Below are 20,300 nucleotides of genomic sequence, written 5' to 3' on the forward strand. Positions count from 1 at the left end.
GCCATGCGCGGCGACCTGCCCAAGCGCGAGCCCGACATGCTCGCCGCCTGGGAGGCTGCCGGCCGCTACCAGCAGATCCGCGAGAAGACCAAAGGCCGAAGCAAGCGCTTCGTGCTGCACGACGGCCCGCCGTACGCGAATGGCTCGATCCATATCGGTCACGCGGTGAACAAGATCCTGAAGGACATGGTGGTCAAGTCGAAGCTGCTGTCCGGCTACGACGCGCCCTATGTGCCGGGCTGGGACTGCCACGGCCTGCCGATCGAGCTGGCGGTGGAGAAGCAGGTCGGCAAGGTCGGACAGAAGGTCGACGCCCGCACCTTCCGCGCGAAGTGCCGCGAGTTCGCCGCCGAGCAGATCGAACTGCAGCGCCGGGACTTCAAGCGCCTCGGCGTGCTCGGCGACTGGGAGAACCCCTACCGCACGATGGACTTCTCGTTCGAAGCCGACATGCTTCGCGCGCTGGCGAAGATCGTCGAGAACGGTCATCTCTCGCGTGGCGCCAAGCCCGTGCACTGGTGCTTCGACTGCGGCTCGGCCCTGGCCGAGGCCGAGATCGAGTACGCCGACAAGACCTCGCCGATGATCGATGTGGCCTACGTGGCTGTAGATCAGGTGGCGATCGCCGCTGTGTTCGGCGTCGGAACGGACGGCGCGCCGATCGCGATCCCGATCTGGACCACCACGCCCTGGACCCTGCCGGCCAGCCTCGCGGTGAGCCTGGGCGCTGAACTCGACTACGTGCTGGTGGAAGCGACCGGTGATGGCCATTCACCGGTGCGCGTGGTCGTCGCCGAAGCCCTGCTCGAAGACGTCGGCGAGCGCTACGGCCTGAATGAGCCCGTTGTGCTCGGTCGTGCCAAGGGCGCTGCTCTGGAAGGCTTCAAGCTCAAGCATCCCTTCATCGCCATGCGCGAAGTGCCGGTGCTGCTGGGTGAGCACGTCACCACCGATGCCGGTACGGGTGCAGTGCACACCGCGCCCGGCCACGGCCAGGAGGACTTCGCGGTCTGCGCCAAGTACGGCATCACCGAGCAGTACAGTGCGGCCGAGATCAACCCGGTCGGCGGCAATGGCGTGTTCCTGCCGGGCACGCCCCTGGTCGAAGGCCAGTTCATCTGGAAGGCGAATGCCTCGATCATTGAAGCCCTGCGCGAGCGTGGCGTGCTGCTGGCGTTGGGCGAGCTGCTGCACAGCTATCCGCACTGCTGGCGACACAAGACGCCGGTGGCCTTCCGCGCCACCCCGCAGTGGTTCATCAGCATGGACGTCAACGGCCTGCGCCGCGCCGCACTCGATGCGATCCCGAAGGTGCGTTGGGTGCCGGAATGGGGCCAGGAGCGCATCCACGGCATGATCGAGAACCGCCCCGACTGGTGCATCAGCCGCCAGCGCACCTGGGGCGTGCCGATCGCGCTGTTCGTGCACAAGATCAGCGGTGAGATCCACCCGGACAGCGTCGCGATCATGCGCCGCGTCGCCGACCGCGTGCAGGAAGGTGGCGTGGATGTCTGGTACGACCTCGACGCGGCCGAGCTGATCGGCGCCGAGGCGGACCAGTACGACCGCGTCACCGACATCCTTGATGTGTGGTTCGATTCCGGCGTCACCCACCGCTGCGTGGTCGAGGCGCGAGAGGAACTCTCCGGCAAGGGCGTCGACGACTACCGCGTGATGTACCTGGAAGGCTCGGACCAGCACCGCGGCTGGTTCCATTCCTCGCTGCTGACCTCGGCTGGCATGTACGCGAAGGCCCCCTACAACCACGTGCTGACGCATGGCTTCACCGTCGATGCGCAGGGCCGCAAGATGTCGAAGTCGCTGGGCAACGTGGTCGCTCCGCAGAAAGTGATGGATACCCTGGGCGCCGACGTGCTGCGCCTGTGGGTGGCGTCCACCGACTACCGCAATGAGATGTCGGTCAGCGACGAGATCCTGAAGCGCACCACCGACGCCTACCGACGCATCCGCAACACCGCGCGCTTCCTCCTCGGCAATCTCGACGGCTTCGATCCCGCGCGCGATCTGCTGCCGCTGGACGAACTGCTGCTGCTCGATCGCTGGGCGGTGGCGGCGGCGCATGCGCTGCAGCAGCGCATCCTGCGCGCCTACGACGACTACGAGTTCCTCGACATCGTCCAGGCCGTGCAGCAGTTCTGCATCAACGAGCTGGGCGCGGTCTATCTGGACGTGACCAAGGATCGCCTGTACACCATGCAGGAGGACAGCCGCGGCCGCCGCTCGGCGCAGACCGCGATGTTCCATATCCTCGAAGCGATGGTGCGTTGGATCGCACCGATCACGAGCTTCACCGCCGAGGAGATCTGGCAGCACCTGCCGGGCGCGCGCGGCGCGTCGGTACTGTTCGAGACCTGGCACGAGGGTCTTGCGCCGCTGCCGGCCGATGCCGCCTTGAGCGCGGACGATTTCGAAGCCCTGCTGAAGATCCGCGCCGCACTCGGGGCCCTGCTGGAGCCCATGCGCAAGGCCGGCAAGCTGGGCGCCTCGCTGCAGGCGCGCGCGGCCGTGCATATCGACACCTCGAAGGGCCTCGGCGCCAAGCTCGGCGACCTGCAGGACGAGCTGCGCTTCCTGTTCATCACCTCCGAACTCAGCCTGGTGCCGGCTTCGTCCGAGCCGGCAATCGACGGCGAGATCGCCAAGGTCGAAGGCATGGACGTGCACGTCGAGGCGCGGCCCAGCGAGGCGGCGAAGTGCGTGCGCTGCTGGCACTACCGCGAGGACGTCGGCCAGCACGCCGGGCATCCCGAGCTGTGCGGCCGCTGTGTCGACAACGTCGATGGCGCCGGCGAGCAGAGGCTGTTCTTCTGATGACCGGAGCCACGAAGCCCGCGCTGCGCGACAGCGCCCTGGTCTGGCTGGCGCTGTCGATCGTGGTGATCGCGCTGGATCAGTGGACCAAGCAGGTGGCGCTGGGCGCGCTCGAGTACAACCGCCCAGTGCCGGTGATCGACGGCGTCCTCAACTGGACCCTGCTCTACAACTACGGGGCGGCCTTCAGCTTCCTCGGCAATGCCGGCGGCTGGCAGAAATGGCTGTTCAGCGGGCTGGCGGTGGTGATCAGCAGCCTGCTGGCGTATTGGCTGTCGCGCCTGCCGCGCGCGGACTGGAAGCAGGCCCTGCCGTTTGCGCTGGTGATCGGCGGCGCGGTCGGCAACCTGATCGATCGCCTGCGCTTCGGCTACGTGGTCGACTTCATCGACGTCTACTACGACGTGCACCACTGGCCGGCCTTCAATATCGCCGACTCGGCGATCGTGGTCGGCGCGGTGCTGATCGCCATTTCAGGCTTCGGTGCGCGCGAGGCGGCGAAGTAGTGCCTGCGCTCGGGCCTGAAGTCCGGTAGTCGGGCCGCGCGACAACGGCTGCGAGCCACGCGGTGCGTCATGGGCGGGGCCCTGGCCCACTGGAACCTGATCCTGGCTCCAGGCCGCGACCGAAGCCGCCCGCGCCATGCCGGTGCGCCTTCAGCCAGCGCCGCAGCTCCTGCAGCCGCATGGGTTTGGCGAACGCATAACCCTGGCCCGTGTCGCAGCCGAGTCCGCGGATCAGCTCAAGCTGCGGGGACGACTCGACCCCTTCGGCGACGACCTTCAGCTCCAGGCTGCTCGCCAGGGCACAGATCGCGCGGCAGATCTCCTGTGCGCTGCGCCGGCTGTCGATGTCGGTGATGAAGCTGCGGTCGATCTTCAGCCGCGACAGCGGCAGACGGTGCAGCAGGGCCAGGTTGGAATAGCCCGTGCCGAAGTCGTCGATGGCGACCTTGACCCCCAGCACCCGCAGCCGCTGCAGCAGGGCGCGCGTGGTTTCGATATCGGCGACCAGGGCGCGCTCGGTGATCTCCAGTTCGATCTGGTGGCCGCTCAGCGCATGGCGGTCGACTTCCTCGTTGAAGCGTTCGAGAAAGCCCGGGTCGGCCAGCTGCAGTGCGGAGACGTTGATGGCGACCGGCACGCTGTCGTCGAGATCGCCGTGCAGCGCAGCACGGGCCTCGCAGGCCAGGCGGATGACTTCGATGCCCAGATCGACGATGAGGTGGCTCTCCTCGGCGAAGGGGATGAACTCGAGGGGCCCGACCCGGCCGCGCTCCGGATGCTGCCAGCGCACCAGGGCCTCGACGCAGTTGATCGCGTTGCTCGAAAGCTCGATCTGCGGCTGCAGTTCGACGTAGAACTGACGTTCGCGCAGGGCGTTGCGCAGCTCCGACTCCATCCGTGCCGTTCGGCGTGCGCGCTCCTCCAGCTCGCTGCGGAAGAACTGGGCGCGGTTGCGGCCAGCATTCTTGGCCTCATACATCGCCATGTCGGCGCAGCGCAGCAGGGTATCGATGTCCTCGCTGTCGGCCGGACTGCTGGCCACGCCGATGCTCGCGGACAGATGCAGGCTGTGGCCTTCGACCTGGAAGGGCGTCGACAGCGCGCGCAGCAGCGACTGGCATGCCGGGACCGCGTCCTGGGGGTCTTTCAGATCCGGCAGCAGGGCGATGAACTCGTCGCCGCCCTGGCGCGAGACCGTGTCGCTGGCGCGCAGGGCCAGGCTGATGCGGCGCGCCGCCTGCTGCAGCAGCAGGTCGCCGACATGATGGCCGTGGGCGTCATTGACGTGCTTGAAGTGGTCGAGGTCGATGAACAGCACGGCCACGCACTGCCGGTGGCGCTGCGCCTGCACCAGCGCCTGCTGCAGGCGATCGCGCAGCAGCACGCGATTGGGCAGGCCGGTCAGGGCGTCGTGGTGGGCGAGGTGCTGGATCTGCTGCGCCGCCAGCTTCGCTTCGCTGACGTCGAGGAACATCGCGACGTAATGCCCGGCCTGGCCGTGCGGATCGCGCACGGTCGAGACCGTCATCTGTTGCGTGTACAGGCTGCCGTCGCGGCGGCGGTTCACCAGCTCTCCGTGCCAGTGGCCGCCCTCGCGCAGCGAGGCCCACATGCGCTCGTAGAACTCCGCGCCCTGCTGGCCCGAAGACAGCACCCTCGGCGTCGCGCCCAGCACTTCGGTCGCCGCATAGCCGGTGATGCGCTCGAAAGCCGGATTGACCCGCAGGATGCGGCCCTCGAGGTCGGTGATCATCACCGCCTGCTGGGCCGAGTCGAGCACGGCCGCCGCCAGCCGCAGCTCCTCGATGTCCTGCAGCAGCTCGGTCAGGTCGTGGAAGGCGGCCTGCAGGCCGATCACCGTCCCCGTGCTGTCGTACAGCGGCACCTTGCAGACCCAGACGCGGCGCAGTTCGCCGGTCCTGGGGATGCGGTGATCCTCGATCCGCACCAGGGTCTCGCCCAGCTCCATCACCCGCCGGTCGTCCTCGCGGTAGGCCCGGGCGAGGTCGGGCGGATACACGTCCTCGGCCCGCAGTCCGAGCGCCTGCCCGGCACTGCAGCCGAGCAGGGCGAGCATCTGCGGGTTGGTGTAGCGCAGACACCCTTCGCGGTCGATGCGGTACATCGCCAGCGGCAGGCCCTCGACCAGCTCGCGGAATGCCAGGTGCGCGTTTGCCTGCGTGTCCACCCCGAGCTCAGTCGCGGGCGTTGGCGGGTTCGGGAAGCTGGGGGCTTGGCTCAGCATGGGCGGTCAGTGGCGTCCAGTCGATCTTCAATCAAGAGCCTGGCCAAGCACGAATCGCGCCTGCCGCAGGGCGTGCGGGCGCACGCCTACTTGGTGCCGAAGATCTTGTCGCCGGCGTCGCCCAGTCCCGGCAGGATGTACCCGTGTTCGTTGAGCCGTTCGTCAATCGAGGCGGTATAGAGTTCGACGTCGGGGTGGGTGTCGGCCAGGCGCTGCAGGCCCTCGGGCGCGGCGACCAGGAACAGGCCCTTGATCCGCTTGCAGCCGGCGTCCTTCAGTAGCTTGATGGTGGCGATCAGGGTGCCGCCGGTGGCCAGCATGGGGTCGACGATCAGCGCGGTGCGCTCGTCCATGTGGCCGCTGAGTTTCTCGTAGTAGGTCACCGGCCGCAGGCTGTCTTCGTCGCGGGCGATGCCGACCACGCTGACGCGCGCCGCCGGGATCAGCTCCAGCACGCCCGGCAGCATGCCCAGGCCCGCGCGCAGGATCGGCACGATGGTGATCTTCTTGCCCTTGATCCGCTGCACCGTCACCGGCCCGGACCAGCACTCGATCACCTCGTCTTCGGTTTCCAGGTCCTTGGTGGCTTCGTAGGTCAGCAGCGAGGCGACTTCACCGGCCAGGGTGCGGAACTCGCGGGTGCTGATGTGCGCCTCGCGCATCAGGCCGAGCTTGTGCTGAATCAGGGGATGACGGACTTCGACGACGGGCATGGGCGGCTCTCGGACGCGTGGACTGCCGGGCATCCCACCCCATCCGCGCGCGCGAGGCAAGCGTGGCGCGTCAGGCCTCGATATGCCCGCGGATGCAGGTGCGGGCCTGGCCGCCGATCCACAGCCGTCCTTCGCCATCGACCTCGACGCGGACGCGGCCGTCGTGGCCGCATTCACGCCCCTGGCTACTGGCGTAGCTGGAGGCGGGCAGGGCGCCGCGGGCCTGCAGGTAGGCGCCGATCGCACCATTGCCGCTGCCGCAGACAGGATCCTCGGGGATGCCGTCGGCCGGCACGAAGCTGCGCACCACCAGATCGGCCTCGCCGCTGCCGTCGCGGCCATAGACGCTGATGCCGACCGCGCCGGTGGCAAGGCTGAGCCGGGTCAGCGCCGGCAGATCCGGCTGCAGCGCACGCACTGCTTCGCCGGAAGCAAGACCCGCGACGATCCACACCGGACCGACATTGACGGCGGCGGCGGGTGTCAGCGGCGCTGCGAGCGCCGCTTCCAGCTGGGCCTGGTCGATGGCGGCCAGCGGGGTGAGTTTCGGCTCCGGCAGGCGCACGAACAGCTCGCGCGTCGCACCCTCACCGCGCAAACGCAGCGGCAGGCGGCCGGCAGCACATTCCTGGATCAGCTGTCCCTGCGCATCGGGCGCAGCGAGACCGGCCTCCAGCACCACATGTGCCGTGCCGATGCTGGGATGGCCGGCGAAGGGCAGCTCCTGGCGCGGGGTGAAGATGCGCACGCGGTAGCTGCCGCCAGGCGTTTCGGGCGGCAGCACGAAGGTCGTTTCGGACAGATTGGTCCAGCGGGCGAGGCGCTGCATGCTGGCGCCGTCGAGGCCCTCGGCATTGAGCACCACGGCGACCGGATTGCCGCCGAAGGGGCGGCAGGCGAAGACGTCGATCTGGGCGAAGTCGCGGACGCGCATCTGGGGTTCCATCGGCAGGCGGAGCTTGCGATTGGGCAGGATCGCGAGGTCTGCGTCAAACTTCCGGCGCTGTGTTGCTGCCCGAAACGTGGCCGCTTGGAACATGGCCGAGGCCATGCGGTCGCGCCATATCTCCCCGTCCACGCTGGCGAGCGGCACGTTCGCTTGTCATGCTGCGCCGCCGCGCGGAGTGGGCCCCAGCCTCCGCCGCGCGGCCCACACCCATCACAGCCACCACGAGGAACCCGACCTTGTCCGCCTCCGTTACCGACCCCGCCACCCGCCCGACCCCTGCTCCGACCGCGTCCTGGTCGGTGCTGAAATTCGGTGGGACCAGCGTGTCGAAACGCAGCCGCTGGGACAACATCGGCAACCTCGCCGCTGCCCGCCGCGCCGAAGGCGGGCCGGTGCTGGTGGTGGTGTCGGCGGTCTCGGGCATCACCAATGCCCTGCAGGCGATCATCGATGCCGCTGGCGATGCAGCGAAGCAGGCCGAGGCTGCCGAGACCATCGTTCAGCGCCACATCGATTTCGCCGCCGAGCTGGGTGTCGATGCCGAAGCCGTGCTCGGCGTGCGCTTCGCCGAGCTGCGCGCGCTGGCCGCCGATCCGCGCGCGGCCGCGGCCGAGATCCCCTGGCAGGCCGAGCTGCTGAGCCAGGGCGAGCTGATGTCGAGCGCGCTTGGCGCGGCCTACCTGCGCAGTCAGGGCCATCCGATTGCGTGGGTCGATGCGCGCGAGCATCTGCGCGCGATCGAGTTGCCGCACCAGAGCGCGTGGTCTCGACATCTGTCGGTCAACTGCCACACCACGCCCGAGCCCGGCTTCGCCGAACGCTTCGCCCAGCAGGGCGAGCTGCTGATCACCCAGGGCTTCATCGCCCGCGATTCGGCGGGCCGCACGGCGATCCTCGGGCGCGGCGGCTCCGACACCTCGGCCGCCTATTTCGGCGCCCTGCTGAAGGCCGCGCGCGTCGAAATCTGGACCGATGTGCCCGGTATGTTCAGTGCGAATCCGCGCCAGGTACCGCAGGCGCGCCTGCTCTCGCGGCTGGACTACGAAGAAGCGCAGGAGATCGCCACCACCGGCGCCAAGGTGCTGCATCCGCGCTGCATCGGCCCCTGCCGCGAGCGCCGCGTGCCGCTGTGGGTTCGCGACACCGAGCGGCCGGATTTCCCGGGCACATTGATCGACGCGGTGGCCGCCGATGCGCCGCCCGGCGTCAAGGCGATCTCCTCGCGCCGCGGCATCGTGCTGGTGTCGATGGAGTCGATCGGCATGTGGCAGCAGGTCGGCTTTCTCGCCGATGTGTTCGAGCGTTTTCGCGCGCACGGGCTTTCGGTCGATCTGATTGGTTCCGCCGAATCCAACGTCACGGTCTCGCTGGACCCGTCCGAGAACCTGGTCAATTCCAACGTGCTCGACGCGCTGTGTGCCGATCTCGAGCCCTTCTGCCGGGTCAAGGTGATCGCGCCCTGCGCGGCGATCACGCTCGTCGGCCGCGGCATGCGCTCGCTGCTGCACAAGCTCTCCGACGTGCTGGCCGAGTTCGGCCGCGAGCGCGTGCACTTGATCTCGCAGAGCTCGAACGACCTCAACCTGACCTTCGTGGTCGACGAGGCCGTGGCCGAAGGGATGCTGCCCAAGCTGCACGGCATGCTGATCGCCAGCACCGCGATGCCGGTCGATGAGACCGCGGTGTTCGGCCCAAGCTGGCTGGAACTCTGCGGCACCGAGGCCAGGCGCAGCGCACCCTGGTGGCGGGCACGCGTGGCCGAGCTGCTGCCGCGTGCGGGCGATGCGCCACGCTATGTCTACCACCTGCCGACCGTCCGCCAGCGCGCGCGCGATCTCGCCGCCATCGCCTGCGTCGACCGCCGCTACTACGCGATCAAGGCCAATCCGCATCCGGCCATCCTCAGCCTGCTGGTCGACGAGGGCTTCGGTCTGGAATGCGTGTCGATCGGCGAGCTGGAGCACGTGTTCGCCGCGGTGCCAGGTTTGGAACCCGCGCGCGTGCTGTTCACGCCCAGCTTCGCGCCGCGTGCCGAGTACGCCCGCGCCCGCGAACTAGGCGTGCGCATGACGATCGACAGCGCCTACCCGTTGCGCCACTGGGCGGAGATCTTCCGCGGCGCCGAACTGGTGCTGCGCATCGATCCGGGCTTTGGCAGCGGCCATCACGAGAAGGTGCGCACCGGCGGCAAGGGCGCCAAGTTTGGCCTCCCGGCCAGCGGGCTGGCGCCGGTGCTGGAGGCCGCGCGTGCCGCCGGTGCGCGCATCACCGGCCTGCACGCGCACATCGGCAGCGGCGTCTTCGACGCCGGCCACTGGCGCACGGTCTATGCGCAGCTGGCGGCGATCGCCGACGGCATCGGCAGCATCGAGAGCATCGATGTCGGCGGCGGCCTGGGCGTGCCCTACGAGCCCGATGCCCCCGACTTCGACCTCGGCGGCTATGCGGCGGCGCTGGCGGAACTCAAGCAGGCCTATCCGCAGTACGCGCTGTGGATCGAGCCGGGCCGCTTTCTGGTGGCCGAGGCCGGCGTGCTGCTGACCCGCGTGACCCAGGTGGTCGAGAAGTCCGGCGTGCGCCGCGTCGGACTTGCCGCCGGCATGAATGCGCTGATGCGTCCGGCCCTGTACGGTGCCTACCACGAGATCGTCAATCTCTCGAAGTTCGACGCCGCGCCCGGTGCGCCGGCCGACGTGGTCGGCCCGATCTGCGAGAGCAGCGACGTGCTGGGCCGCAGGCGGCGCCTGCCGGATGCCACCGCCGAAGGCGATGTCGCGCTGATCGCCACAGCGGGTGCCTATGGCGCGGTGATGGCCAACACCTACAATCTGCGCCCCCTGCCGAGCGAGGATGTGCTGGATGACTGAGTGGACCTTCGATCGCGACGCGATCCGCAGCTTCCGCTTCGTCGCCAGCCGGCTCGATGCGCAGTCCGGCGCCGTCGAGCTGGAGTACCGCTTCGACGAGGGCCCGCTGCTGGTCGAGCGCCTGCGCATTCCGGGTGCGCCCTTCGCACTCGACGGCGCGCGCGCGCTCGCCGTGGGCCGCGCACTGGACCTGCTGCACTGGATCGCCGGCGTCAGCTACTACAAGGCCGCCGTGCCGCCGCAGCTGGTGTTCGAGCGCGACCAGCCCTCGCTGAAAGCGCGCGGCCTTCTGCGCGAGGTGTACCGGCTGGGCCTCGGCGAATTCGCCCATCGCAACGGGCTGGACCTCGAAGCGCGGCTCAACTTCCCCGTGCCCGGGCCTTCGCCTTCGACCGCACCGGCGCTGGGTCTGCGTCGGCATGCGCTGGTGGCGATCGGCGGCGGCAAGGATTCGCTTGTCTCGATCGAGAGCCTGCGCGCGCTGGGCGTCGAGCAGACCGTGAGCTGGATCGGCAGCTCGCAGCTGATCGCCGCCTGCGCCGAGCGCACGGGCCTGCCGGGCCTGAAGATCGAGCGCGCGATCGCGCCCGAGCTGTTCGAGCTGAATCGGCAGGGCGCGTACAACGGCCACATCCCGGTCACCGCGATCAACTCGGCGATCCTGGCGCTGGCGGCCCTGCTGCAGGGCGTCGACCAGGTGGTGTTCTCGAACGAGCGTTCGGCCAGCTATGGCAGCCAGATCCCCGGCACCGGCGAGGTCAACCACCAGTGGAGCAAGGGCTGGGACTTCGAACAGCACTTCGCCGCCCTGCTGCGCGACGAGGTCGCCGCCGACCTGCGCTACTACTCGCTGCTGCGGTCGTGGTCGGAGCTCGCCATCGCGCGCCAGTTCGCGCGCATCGAGGGCTACGACCGCCACTTCTCCAGCTGCAACCGCAACTTCCATCTGCTGGGCGAGCGCCCCGCCGAGCGCTGGTGCGGGATTTGCCCGAAGTGCCACTTCGTGTTCCTGGCACTCGCGCCCTTCATGCCCAAACCGCGGCTGGTGTCGATCTTCGGCCGCAACCTGCTGGACGAGCCGCAGCTGGCCGCGGGTTTTGACGCATTGATCGAATACCGCGACCACAAGCCCTTCGAATGCGTGGGCGAGGCGGTCGAGTCGCGCGCCGCCTTTGCGCATCTCGCACAGAGTCCGGCCTGGCGTGAGGACGCCTTGGTCGCGCGCTTCCGCGAGGAGATCCTGCCCCAGCTCAATGCCGCCGAGCTCGATCTCGATGGGCAGCTGCAGCCGGCCGGCCCGCACGGCGTGCCGATGGAGCTGATGGATCGCCTGCATGCGCGTTTCGGCGCTTGAGGGCCGCGCCACCGCCGTCTGGGGCTATGGGCGCGAGGGCAGGGCGGCGCTGCGGGCACTGCTGAGCGTTCTGGAAGCGGCCGGGGCGGCACGCTCGCCTTCTCCGTCCGTCGGAACTACGCCCACCGCCCACGAGAGTCGGCCGTCCGGCGGTTCTGCTGTGGATCCCCGCCTTCGCGGGGATGACGAATTCCAGGTCGGGGTGACGCTGATCCAGCGCGCGGTCGGCGCAGCGACTGCCCCACGTCCCGCGCTGATCTGCAGCGCCGACGAAGCGGAGGCTGCCCGCGCGGAGTTCGGCGACAGGATCGACCTGCATGTGGGCGAACCTTCGCTGGATCTGCTGCGGCGTTTCGATTGGATCGTGAAGTCGCCGGGCATCAGTCCGTATCGCGGCGTGGCGGCCGAGGCGCTGCAGGCGGGCGTGCGCTTCACGTCCGGCACTGCGCTGTGGTTCGGCGAGCATCAGGCGTGTGATCCGCAGGTGCCGACCCTGTGCATCACCGCCAGCAAGGGCAAGAGCACCACCACCGCGCTGGTCGCGCACCTGCTGCGCGCCAGTGGTCGGCGCGTGGCGCTGGCCGGCAATATCGGCCTGCCGCTGCTGGAGCTGCTGCTGCCTGAGACGACGGCGGCAGGTTCTGTGGACGTAGCTGCGTTGGCGACGCCCGCGGTCGATGCCTACGTCATCGAGCTGTCGAGCTACCAGACCGGTGATGCCATTGCGCCCGATGTGGCGATGCTGCTGAACCTCTATCCCGAGCACCTCGACTGGCATGGCAGCGAGGCGCGCTACTACGACGACAAGTGCGCGCTGATCGAGGGCGTGGGCGCGAAGCAGGTGGTGCTGAACGCTGAGAACCCGACCCTGGTGCAGCGCTTCGGCGCGCGGGCTGATGCGATCTGGTTCGGCACCCCGCAGGGCTGGCACTTCGATGCCGCGAGCGGCGGCATCCTGCGCGGCAGCGAGCGCGTGTTCGAGGCGGCCGAGCTGCCGCTGCCCGGCGCGCACAACGCCCGCAACCTGTGCGCGGCGCTGGCGGCCATCGAGGCCCTGGGCATCGATGCGCGGCCGCTGGCGGAGGCCGCGCGCAGCTTCCGCGCGCTGCCGCATCGCCTGCAGCCGCTGGGCGAGCGGGCAGGGCGGCTGTACGTCAACGACAGTATCAGCACCACGCCGCATGCCAGCCTCGCCGCGCTGGCGCACTACCGCGGGCGTCGCGCGGCGATCCTGGTCGGCGGCCACGACCGTGGCCTCGACTGGTCGGAGTTCGTTACCGCGATGCGCAGCGATGCGCCGGCGGTGATCGTCTGCATGGGCGCCAACGGCCCGCGCATCGCGCAGGCGCTGCGCGCTTCCGGGTCCTCAGGTTTCGAGTTGATCGAAGCAGCGGATCTGCCCACTGCAGTGGCCGCGGCCGAAGCCGCGCTTGATGCGCGCGCGTCCAGCGATGACCGTGGCGTGCTGCTGCTCAGCCCCGGCGCACCGAGTTTCGGCGAGTTCCGCGACTATGCCGAGCGCGGCCGCCGCTTCGCCGCGCTGACCGGTTTTGACGCCCAGACCCTCGGGCAGATTGAGGGCCTTGGTATCCGGTAGGCTCTCGACGATCGTCTGCCAAGCGAGGTCTTCACATGGAATGGCCGCCTCAAACCTGCCCTGATTGCGGTTCTCTTCGCATCGTCAGTGGGCGCGTTGCTGTGTCCGATGGCATTGGGGCAGGCTTCGCGCCCGAAGGGCTGCCGCTGTTGAAGCTCGAACGCGAAGTGCGGCTCATTTCTGGCGTCCGCTTCTACGGCTGCCGCGAGTGTGATCTGGTGTGGTCACGTGGCGTTGGCGGTCACCTTGAGCAGTTGCTGGGCAGCGGCGGCTGAGTGCCCTGACTTCAGAAATCTATCCGCAGCCGCGGACAAGCGTCCCCCCACACGGAGTGAGGCGTCCGCTTGTCCGCAGGCGCTTTGCGCTACAGCGCCTCCGACGCGAAATCCGCCAGCCGCGAGCGCTCGCCGCGACGCAGGGTGATGTGGGCGCTGTGCGGCCAGTGCTGGAAGCGGTCGACGGCGTAAGTCAGGCCCGAGGTGGTCTCGGTGAGGTAGGGCGTGTCGATCTGCTCGACGTTGCCGAGGCAGACCATCTTGGTGCCCGGACCGGCGCGCGTCAGCAGGGTCTTCATCTGCTTGGGCGTGAGGTTCTGCGCCTCGTCGATGATCACGTAGCGACTCAGGAAGGTGCGGCCGCGCATGAAGTTCATCGAGCGGATCTTGATGCGTGAGGCCAGCAGCTCATTGGTCGCCGCGCGGCCCCAGGCGCCGCCGTCCTGCGGACTGGTCAGCACTTCGAGGTTGTCGGTGAGCGCGCCCATCCACGGCGTCATCTTTTCCTCTTCGGTGCCGGGCAGGAAGCCGATGTCCTCGCCGACGCTGACCGTGGCGCGGGTCATGATGATCTCGCGGTACCGCTGCTGGTCCAGCGTCTGCGCCAGCCCCGCTGCCAAGGCCAGCAGGGTCTTGCCGGTGCCTGCCGTGCCCAGCAGGGTGACGAAGTCGATCTCCGGATCCATCAGCACGTTGAGCGCGAAGTTCTGCTCGCGGTTGCGCGCCGACACGCCCCAGACCTGGCGCGAGCTGGCGCGGTAGTTCTCGACCAACTGCAGCACCACGCGGTCCTCGCGCGGGCCGATCACCCGCAGCTCGGCATCCTCGTCGCCGTTGAAACAGAGGAATTCGTTGGGCCGCCAGTCCTCGGCTTCGGCGGCGCGGATCTCGTAGTAGGTGTGGCCGCGCTCGATCCAGCTGCGCAGATCGCTTTCGTGGCGATCCCAGAAGCCGTCGTCGAGTTCGCGCACGCCGGAGTAGAGCAGGCTGAAGTCGTCGAGCGCGCGGTCGTTCTCGTAGTCCTCGGCGGGGATGCCGAAAATGCTGGCCTTGATCCGCAGGTTGATGTCCTTCGACACCAGCACGACTTCGGTGCCCGCCTGCTGCTCGCGCAGCTTGAGGATCGAGGCGAGGATCTGGTTGTCGGGCAGGGGCGCGCCTTCGCGCTTCTGCGTGCCGGTGGCCTCGATCTGGAACAGCAGGCGGCCGATCGCCGGCTGCGCGCGCAGGTTCAGCGAGGCGGGGCGCTCGAGCTTGAGGCCGGACTGGATGTTGCTGCTGCCGCTGGCCTCGATCAGTTCGTTGATGAAGCGGCTGACCTGGCGGGCGTTGCGGGCGACTTCGGTGGTGCCTTTCTTGCCGTGGTCGAGCTCCTCCAGCACCACCATCGGCAGATAGATGTCGTGTTCGGCGAACTTGAACAGGGCGGTCGGGTCGTGCATCAGCACGTTGGTGTCCAGCACGTAGATCCGCTTGCCTTGGCTCATCATCGGGACGTCATTCCTCTGGCAGTGCTGCGGTGGCAAACGAAACGGCCCGCATCGCAGGGCGAGGCGGGCCGCTCGGTATCGAGAAAGTGATCGCTGCGTGGGTGGCCTTCAGCCATGCGCGGCGGCCTTCAATGCATCGAGCACGGCCTGGGCGTGGCCGGGCACCTTGACCTTGCGCCAGGCCTGGATCAGCGCGCCGTCGGGCCCGAACAGGAAGGTGCTGCGCTCGATGCCCATGAACGTGCGGCCGTACAGGCTCTTTTCCTGGATCACGTCGAGCGCGCGGCACAGGGTTTCGTCGGGGTCGCTGATGAGATCGAAGGGAAAGCCCTGCTTCTCGGCAAAGCGCGCGTGCGAGGCCACCGAGTCGCGCGACAGCCCGAGCACCACGGCGCCGAGCGCGGCGAACCCCGCATGCAGATCGCGGAAGTCCTGGCCCTCGCGGGTGCAGCCCGGCGTGCTGTCCTTGGGGTAGGCGTAGATCACCACGTAGCGACCCCTGAGGCTGGCGAGGTCGAGCATTTCGCCGGAGCCGAGGGCGACTTCCAGTGCGGGCAGGGTCAGTGCTTTCGCCATGCTCAGAACTTCATCGGATCCATGATCGCGTCCAGGTTCAGATGGTCGCAGAACTCGAGGAAGTCGTCGCGCAGCGCGGCGATGTGCATGTTCGATGGAATGCCGATGGTGACCTGGGCCGAGAACATGTCGGCGCCGGTCTGCATGGCGCGATAGCGCGTGCTGTGAAGGCTTTCGATGGTGATGCCCTGGCGGTCGAAGAAGTCGGCCAGCTGGAACAGGATGCCCGGCTTGTCGGCGGCCACAACTTCGACGATGTAGGGCAGGAGGTTGCTCTGCAATGGCTTGGGCGCGGTGCGATACCACACCAGGCGCAGGCCTTCCTCGCGCTCCAGTCGGCCCAGCGAGGATTCCAGTTTGGCGACGGCGTCCCAGGAGCCCACCGCCAGCGCCACCACGGAGACGTCGCGGCCCACCGTCGACAGCCGCGCGTCCACCAGGTTGCAGCCGCTGTCGGCGATGCGCCGCGAGACTGGCAGCAGCGGCGACTCCGGGTGCACGGCGAAGGCATTGATCAGCAGGTAGTTCTCGTTGGTCTGCGGGCGGGGCGCGGGGTCGCTCAAGGCGGTGTCCGAAGGAAGTGGCATGCGGCCGCAAGCTTAACGCCTGCCGCGATCGATCGGGGCACATGAACACGCGGTGACCTGTGCCGCCCGCGGCTTGTCGCTGGCTTGGCGCGGCCAGTACCATCGCGGGCTGCAAGCGGAGCGCCGTCTGGCCCCGCACCCGCGCGCGCCGCCGCTGGCGCAGCGAACACCTGAGCTCCACGAGGTCCATCTTGCGTATCACCGGCTGTCTCACCGCACTGGCCACGCCGTTCTGCGCCCCTTCCGCAGCGGGCGAGGGCGCCATCGACTTCGACGCGTGGTCGCGGCTGGTCGAGGCGCAACGCGTCGGCGGCACCCAGGGCATCGTGGTGGCCGGCTCCACCGGCGAGGGCAGCGCGCTGGACGACGGCGAGCTGCATCAGCTGATCGAGCGCGCGCTCAAGCTCGCGGGCGGCATGCGGGTGATCGCCGGCACGGGGCTGTCCAACACCCGCAAGACCGTCGCCCTGACCCGCAGCGCCGCGCGCGCTGGCGCCGAGGCGGCACTGGTGGTAGCGCCGCCCTACGTCCGCCCGACGCAGGAAGGCCTGTACGCCCATTACATGGCGGTGGCCGAGGGCGGCGACCTGCCGGTCGTGCTCTACAACGTGCCCGCGCGCACGGCCTGCGATCTGCTGCCTGCCACCGTGGCGCGGCTGGCTCGCCATCCGCGCATCGTCGGCATCAAGGAGGCGCGGCACGAGGCCGAGCGCATGGAGGCCCTGCTGCCCCTGTGTGGCGAGGGCTTCGCAGTGCTGAGCGGCGATGATCCCACCTGCGGTCGTGCGATGCTGTCTGGGGCGGACGGCGTGATTTCGGTCGCGTCGAATGTGGCCCCGGCGGCCATGCGACGGCTCTGCGATCTCGCCCGCGCAGGCCGTGCCGATGCGGCGGCGGCCATCGAGGCGAAGCTCGCCCCGCTGTTTGCCTTCCTCGGCGTCGAGCCCAATCCGATTCCCCTGAAGGCGCTGCTGGCCGGCAAGGGGCTGGGCTCCGAGCACCCAAGGCTGCCACTGACCGCGCTGTCCGCCGAGAATCGCCCGGCCATGGAAGCCCTGCTTCCGGATCTCGCCACCACCGAGTTCGCGGCTTCGGCCGAACTCTCGAACGCCCCGAATTTTCCTGGAGAAACCCGATGACCCGAATCACCGCCTCGCTGCGCGTCGCAGCCACCTTCGGACTGCTCGTCTGCGTGCTGGGGGTCAGCGGCTGCAAGTGGATGCGTGGCACCAGCCCGTATGCGGAGAGTCCTGAGAACCGTCCGCTTGAGGTGCCGCCGGACCTCAGCCTGCCGAACACCACCCAGGCCATGCGCGTGCCCGAGCTGGCCGCACGTTCCTCCGCCTTCCAGGTCGCCGATTCCAAGGCATCGACATGGCGCCGGGTCGGCGTGGCCTTGGAGCGCATCGAGGGCGTCAGCGTCGGCGAGCGCGCCGAACTGGCCGGTGCCTACAACGTGAGCTACCGCGGCGAGAGCTTCCTGCTGCGGGTCGGGGAAGACGGCGCCCAGAGCCGGGTATCGGCAGTTGCCGCTGATGGTCGCGAGGCGACCGGTGCCGGGGCGACGGCCCTGCTCGGTCTGCTGCGCCAGCGCCTGATGTAGGGTGGGTCGCGAACGCTCGATGCGTGAACGAAAAAGGCGACCCCGGAGGTCGCCTTTTTCATGGATGAAGCCGCTTGGCACGGCGGTCGGAGGCGCCGCTCAGCGTTCCAGCAGCTTCAGCTTGTCGGGCGTGCCGTTCCAGCTCTCAGCGTCGGCAGGGGCCTCCTTGCGAACCGTGATCACCGGCCAGCTCTTCGCGAGTTCCGCGTTCAGGGCGACGAACTGCTCCTGGCCCGCCGGCACGTCCTCGAGCGGGAAAATCGCGTTGGCGGGGCACTCGGGCTCGCAGAGGGTGCAGTCGATGCACTCGTCCGGGTCGATCACGAGGAAGTTCGGGCCCTCATGGAAGCAATCCACCGGGCAGACTTCGACGCAGTCAGTGAACTTGCACTTGATGCAATTCTCGGTGACGACGAAAGCCATGGGTGCTCGGCCGGGAAGGCGGGAGGAAAAGCGTGGGTGTCGCGGAATCAACTCGGGCGCCGGCTTGAACCGCTCGGCTTGAGGTGGCGCTCCCTACGAGGTTCGAACTCGTGTTTTCGCCTTGAGAGGGCGACGTCCTGGGCCGCTAGACGAAGGGAGCGTGGTGTTCAGCCTCAAGTTGAACCGCTAGTATAGCAGGCTTGCTGCGATAGACAACGCCGTGACGAGGCATCTTTCAGCAGCCATGGTTCCGGTCGCGAGCATTCGCCGGCCCGGCCTGCAGCCCAAGGCGTGTACCGCGCCCACCGCATTGAAAGCTCGTGCATCCAGAAATCAACGAACTCCGCATCATTCCCCGCGCCGACCACGGCATCTCGCGCAAGCAGATCAGCCCGAACGCGCTGCGCGTCCTCTATCGCCTCCATGAGGCTGGCTTCGGTGCGTACCTCGTTGGCGGCGCGGTGCGCGACCTGCTGATCGGCGGTGCGCCCAAGGACTTCGATGTCGCCACCAGCGCCACGCCTGAAGAGGTGCGTGGGCTGTTCCGCAACTGCCGCCTCATCGGTCGCCGCTTCCGCCTGGCGCACGTCGTCTATGGCCCGGAGATCATCGAGGTCGCGACCTTCCGCGCCGCCGCCGATGATGGGTCCGGCGATCGCGAGGTCGACAACGGCGTGCTGGTGCGTGACAACGTCTACGGCACGATCGAAGACGACGCCGTGCGGCGCGACTTCACCGCCAACGCGCTGTACTACGCGATCGAGGATTTCTCGGTGCGCGACTTCGTTGGCGGCTATGAAGATGTCATGGCGCGGCGCCTGCGCCTGATCGGCGACCCCGAGGCCCGCTACACCGAAGATCCCGTGCGCATGCTGCGTGCCGTGCGACTGGCCGCGAAGCTCGGCTTCGAGATCGCGCCAGAAGCCGCCGCGCCGATTCCGCGCATGGCCCACCTGCTGGTGGATGCGTCCAGCGCGCGCCTGTTCGACGAGTCGCTGAAGATGTTCATGTCCGGCCATGGCGCGGAAAGCCTGCTGGGCCTGGAGCGCACCGGTCTGCTGCCGGCGCTGTTCCCGGACACCGCGGCGGCGCTCGCTGCCGATGGCAGCGGCCAGTGCCGCGCGCTGATGCTGGAAGGCCTGTGCAACACCGATGCGCGCGTTCGCGAGGACAAGCCGGTGACGCCGGCGTTTCTGTTCGCAGCCCTGCTGTGGCCCGCCTACGCGCAGGAGCTGGCCCGCCTGCTGGAGGAAGGCCACGAGCTGGCCGTCGCCGAGCAGCGCGCGGCCGATCGCGTCACCCTGCGCCAGACCGAGCGCATCGCGATCCCGCGTCGCTTCAGCGTGCCCATGCACGAGATCTGGTTCCTGCAGTCACGCTTCCCGCTGCGTCAGCGCAAGCGGGTGTTCCGCCTGCGGCAGCATCCACGCTTCAAGGCCGCCTACGACTTCCTGGAGCTGCGGGCGGCGGTTGTCCCCGAACTTGCACCCGAGCGCGACTGGTGGCTCGGCACGCTTGAGCTGGATGACGCGGGTCTGGCCGAGCGCCTGGAGCGGCAGGTGCCTGCGGGCAAGCCGGCGCGGCGCCGCCGTCGTGGCGGCCGTCGGGGCTGAGACCCTCGCAGCCCGGCGATGACTGCGGAGCGCGCCTTCGTTGCCTTGGGCAGCAACCTCGACGAACCAGCGCGCCAGCTTGGCGTGGCGATCGAAGCGCTGGCCTGCCTGCCGGCGACGCGAGTGCTCCAGGTCTCGGGCTTCTACCGCACGGCGCCCTGGGGAGATGCCGACCAGCCCGACTTCGTCAATGCGGTCGCGCTGCTCGAAACGGCGCTGGCGCCCCTGCCTCTGCTGGATGCCCTGCTCACGATCGAGCAGCAGATGGGCCGTGTGCGCACCCGCCGCTATGGCCCACGCGTGATCGACCTCGATCTGCTTGCGCATGGCGACACGCTGATGGACAGCCCGCGCCTCGTATTGCCTCACCCGCGCATGCACGAGCGTGCCTTCGTGATGTGGCCGCTGGCCGAAATTGCGCCCGATCTGGTGCTTGCGCCCTGGGGCAGGGCGGCAGAGATCGCTGCGTCGCTTCCGGCGGAGGGCATTGCGCGCCTCGAGCAGCGCCGTCAGCAGCCCGTGTAAACCTCGCGACTTGCCGGTTGCCAACAGGATCGGCTTTCGGGCGCGGGTTCGCGCGAACGACCCGCGAAGCCAGCCTCTCGCCGGGGCGAAGCTGAGAGGGTGTTGACAAATTAGGTGGTCAGGCGTCGAAGCAGCATCCGCGCCT

16 protein-coding genes, 1 tRNA gene and 1 pseudogene are annotated in these 20,300 nt (G+C 68.7%); 10 read left to right on the forward strand and 8 right to left on the reverse strand.

All coding sequences use genetic code 11. The features are described from left to right. Positions 1–3 precede the first annotated feature (3 nt). Together ileS and lspA are read left to right on the forward strand one after the other, a co-directional pair. Positions 4–2,832 (forward strand): isoleucine--tRNA ligase, encoded by a 2,829-nt coding sequence (gene ileS / locus Q0654_RS21540; protein ID WP_298857321.1) that lies wholly within the window; start codon positions 4–6, stop codon positions 2,830–2,832. Beyond that, complete coding sequence (gene lspA / locus Q0654_RS21545) at positions 2,832–3,338, forward strand: signal peptidase II (RefSeq protein WP_298857285.1); 507 nt, start codon at positions 2,832–2,834, stop codon at positions 3,336–3,338. Before ileS ends, lspA begins: the two co-directional genes overlap by 1 nt. Before the next feature lie 67 nt (positions 3,339–3,405). Here lspA and Q0654_RS21550 read toward each other — a convergent pair whose 3' ends face one another. From Q0654_RS21550 to Q0654_RS21560, 3 genes are all read right to left on the reverse strand, one after another. Next, positions 3,406–5,526 carry a GGDEF and EAL domain-containing protein gene (locus Q0654_RS21550; protein WP_298857287.1) on the reverse strand — a complete coding sequence of 707 codons (2,121 nt, stop codon included), beginning with the start codon at positions 5,524–5,526 and terminating at the stop codon, positions 3,406–3,408. Positions 5,527–5,669: 143 nt separating this feature from the next. Further along, the gene (upp, locus tag Q0654_RS21555) at positions 5,670–6,296 is read right to left on the reverse strand and encodes a uracil phosphoribosyltransferase (RefSeq protein WP_298857289.1); all 627 of its coding nucleotides are present in this window, start codon (positions 6,294–6,296) and stop codon (positions 5,670–5,672) included. A gap of 70 nt (positions 6,297–6,366) precedes the next feature. Further along, complete coding sequence (locus Q0654_RS21560) at positions 6,367–7,230, reverse strand: PhzF family phenazine biosynthesis protein (protein WP_298857291.1); 864 nt, start codon at positions 7,228–7,230, stop codon at positions 6,367–6,369. Between the two features lie 251 nt (positions 7,231–7,481). Between Q0654_RS21560 and Q0654_RS21565 the strand changes: the two genes are divergently transcribed. From Q0654_RS21565 to Q0654_RS21580, 4 genes are read left to right on the forward strand one after another with little or no spacing between them, the layout of a single operon-like run. Continuing rightward, positions 7,482–10,112, forward strand: coding sequence for a bifunctional aspartate kinase/diaminopimelate decarboxylase (locus Q0654_RS21565; RefSeq protein ID WP_298857292.1), 2,631 nt, complete (start codon positions 7,482–7,484; stop codon positions 10,110–10,112). Further along, on the forward strand, positions 10,105–11,466 hold the full coding sequence (gene murL, locus Q0654_RS21570; protein ID WP_298857293.1) for a UDP-N-acetyl-alpha-D-muramoyl-L-alanyl-L-glutamate epimerase: 1,362 nt from the start codon (positions 10,105–10,107) through the stop codon (positions 11,464–11,466). Before Q0654_RS21565 ends, murL begins: the two co-directional genes overlap by 8 nt. After that, on the forward strand, positions 11,447–13,063 hold the full coding sequence (gene murD, locus Q0654_RS21575) for a UDP-N-acetylmuramoyl-L-alanine--D-glutamate ligase (RefSeq protein WP_298857294.1): 1,617 nt from the start codon (positions 11,447–11,449) through the stop codon (positions 13,061–13,063). Before murL ends, murD begins: the two co-directional genes overlap by 20 nt. Before the next feature lie 35 nt (positions 13,064–13,098). Next, positions 13,099–13,338: a hypothetical protein gene (locus Q0654_RS21580; protein WP_298857295.1), complete on the forward strand. Its 240-nt coding sequence runs from the start codon at positions 13,099–13,101 to the stop codon at positions 13,336–13,338. An 89-nt stretch (positions 13,339–13,427) separates the two neighbouring features. Here the strand turns inward: Q0654_RS21580 and Q0654_RS21585 are convergent, their stop codons facing one another. From Q0654_RS21585 to Q0654_RS21595, 3 genes are all read right to left on the reverse strand, one after another. Next, complete coding sequence (locus tag Q0654_RS21585; protein ID WP_298857297.1) at positions 13,428–14,825, reverse strand: PhoH family protein; 1,398 nt, start codon at positions 14,823–14,825, stop codon at positions 13,428–13,430. A gap of 111 nt (positions 14,826–14,936) precedes the next feature. Further along, a complete protein-coding gene (locus Q0654_RS21590; RefSeq protein ID WP_298857298.1) occupies positions 14,937–15,404 on the reverse strand; it encodes a peroxiredoxin in 468 nt (155 codons plus the stop codon). A 2-nt stretch (positions 15,405–15,406) separates the two neighbouring features. Then, positions 15,407–15,991: a glycine cleavage system protein R gene (locus Q0654_RS21595; protein ID WP_298857300.1), complete on the reverse strand. Its 585-nt coding sequence runs from the start codon at positions 15,989–15,991 to the stop codon at positions 15,407–15,409. Positions 15,992–16,182: 191 nt separating this feature from the next. Here Q0654_RS21595 and dapA point away from each other — a divergent pair, with 191 nt between their 5' ends. Both dapA and Q0654_RS21605 read left to right on the forward strand, forming a co-directional pair. After that, positions 16,183–17,130 (forward strand): 4-hydroxy-tetrahydrodipicolinate synthase, encoded by a 948-nt coding sequence (gene dapA / locus Q0654_RS21600; protein ID WP_298857302.1) that lies wholly within the window; start codon positions 16,183–16,185, stop codon positions 17,128–17,130. Further along, the gene (locus Q0654_RS21605; protein WP_298857304.1) at positions 17,127–17,594 is read left to right on the forward strand and encodes a hypothetical protein; all 468 of its coding nucleotides are present in this window, start codon (positions 17,127–17,129) and stop codon (positions 17,592–17,594) included. Before dapA ends, Q0654_RS21605 begins: the two co-directional genes overlap by 4 nt. Before the next feature lie 99 nt (positions 17,595–17,693). Here Q0654_RS21605 and fdxA read toward each other — a convergent pair whose 3' ends face one another. After that, positions 17,694–18,017 carry a ferredoxin FdxA gene (fdxA, locus tag Q0654_RS21610; RefSeq protein ID WP_298857306.1) on the reverse strand — a complete coding sequence of 108 codons (324 nt, stop codon included), beginning with the start codon at positions 18,015–18,017 and terminating at the stop codon, positions 17,694–17,696. Between the two features lie 84 nt (positions 18,018–18,101). Further along, a tRNA-Glu gene (locus Q0654_RS21615) sits at positions 18,102–18,177 on the reverse strand. 181 nt (positions 18,178–18,358) lie between these two features. Between Q0654_RS21615 and pcnB the strand changes: the two are divergent. Both pcnB and folK read left to right on the forward strand, forming a co-directional pair. Further along, a pseudogene (gene pcnB, locus Q0654_RS21620) lies at positions 18,359–19,630 on the forward strand (polynucleotide adenylyltransferase PcnB); the annotation flags it as partial. A gap of 18 nt (positions 19,631–19,648) precedes the next feature. Next, the gene (gene folK, locus Q0654_RS21625) at positions 19,649–20,155 is read left to right on the forward strand and encodes a 2-amino-4-hydroxy-6-hydroxymethyldihydropteridine diphosphokinase (RefSeq protein ID WP_298857308.1); all 507 of its coding nucleotides are present in this window, start codon (positions 19,649–19,651) and stop codon (positions 20,153–20,155) included. The last annotated feature ends 145 nt before the right edge of the window (positions 20,156–20,300 follow it).

It is taken from the genome of uncultured Aquimonas sp. (genome assembly GCF_937888285.1).
Lineage (GTDB): Bacteria > Pseudomonadota > Gammaproteobacteria > Xanthomonadales > Xanthomonadaceae > Aquimonas.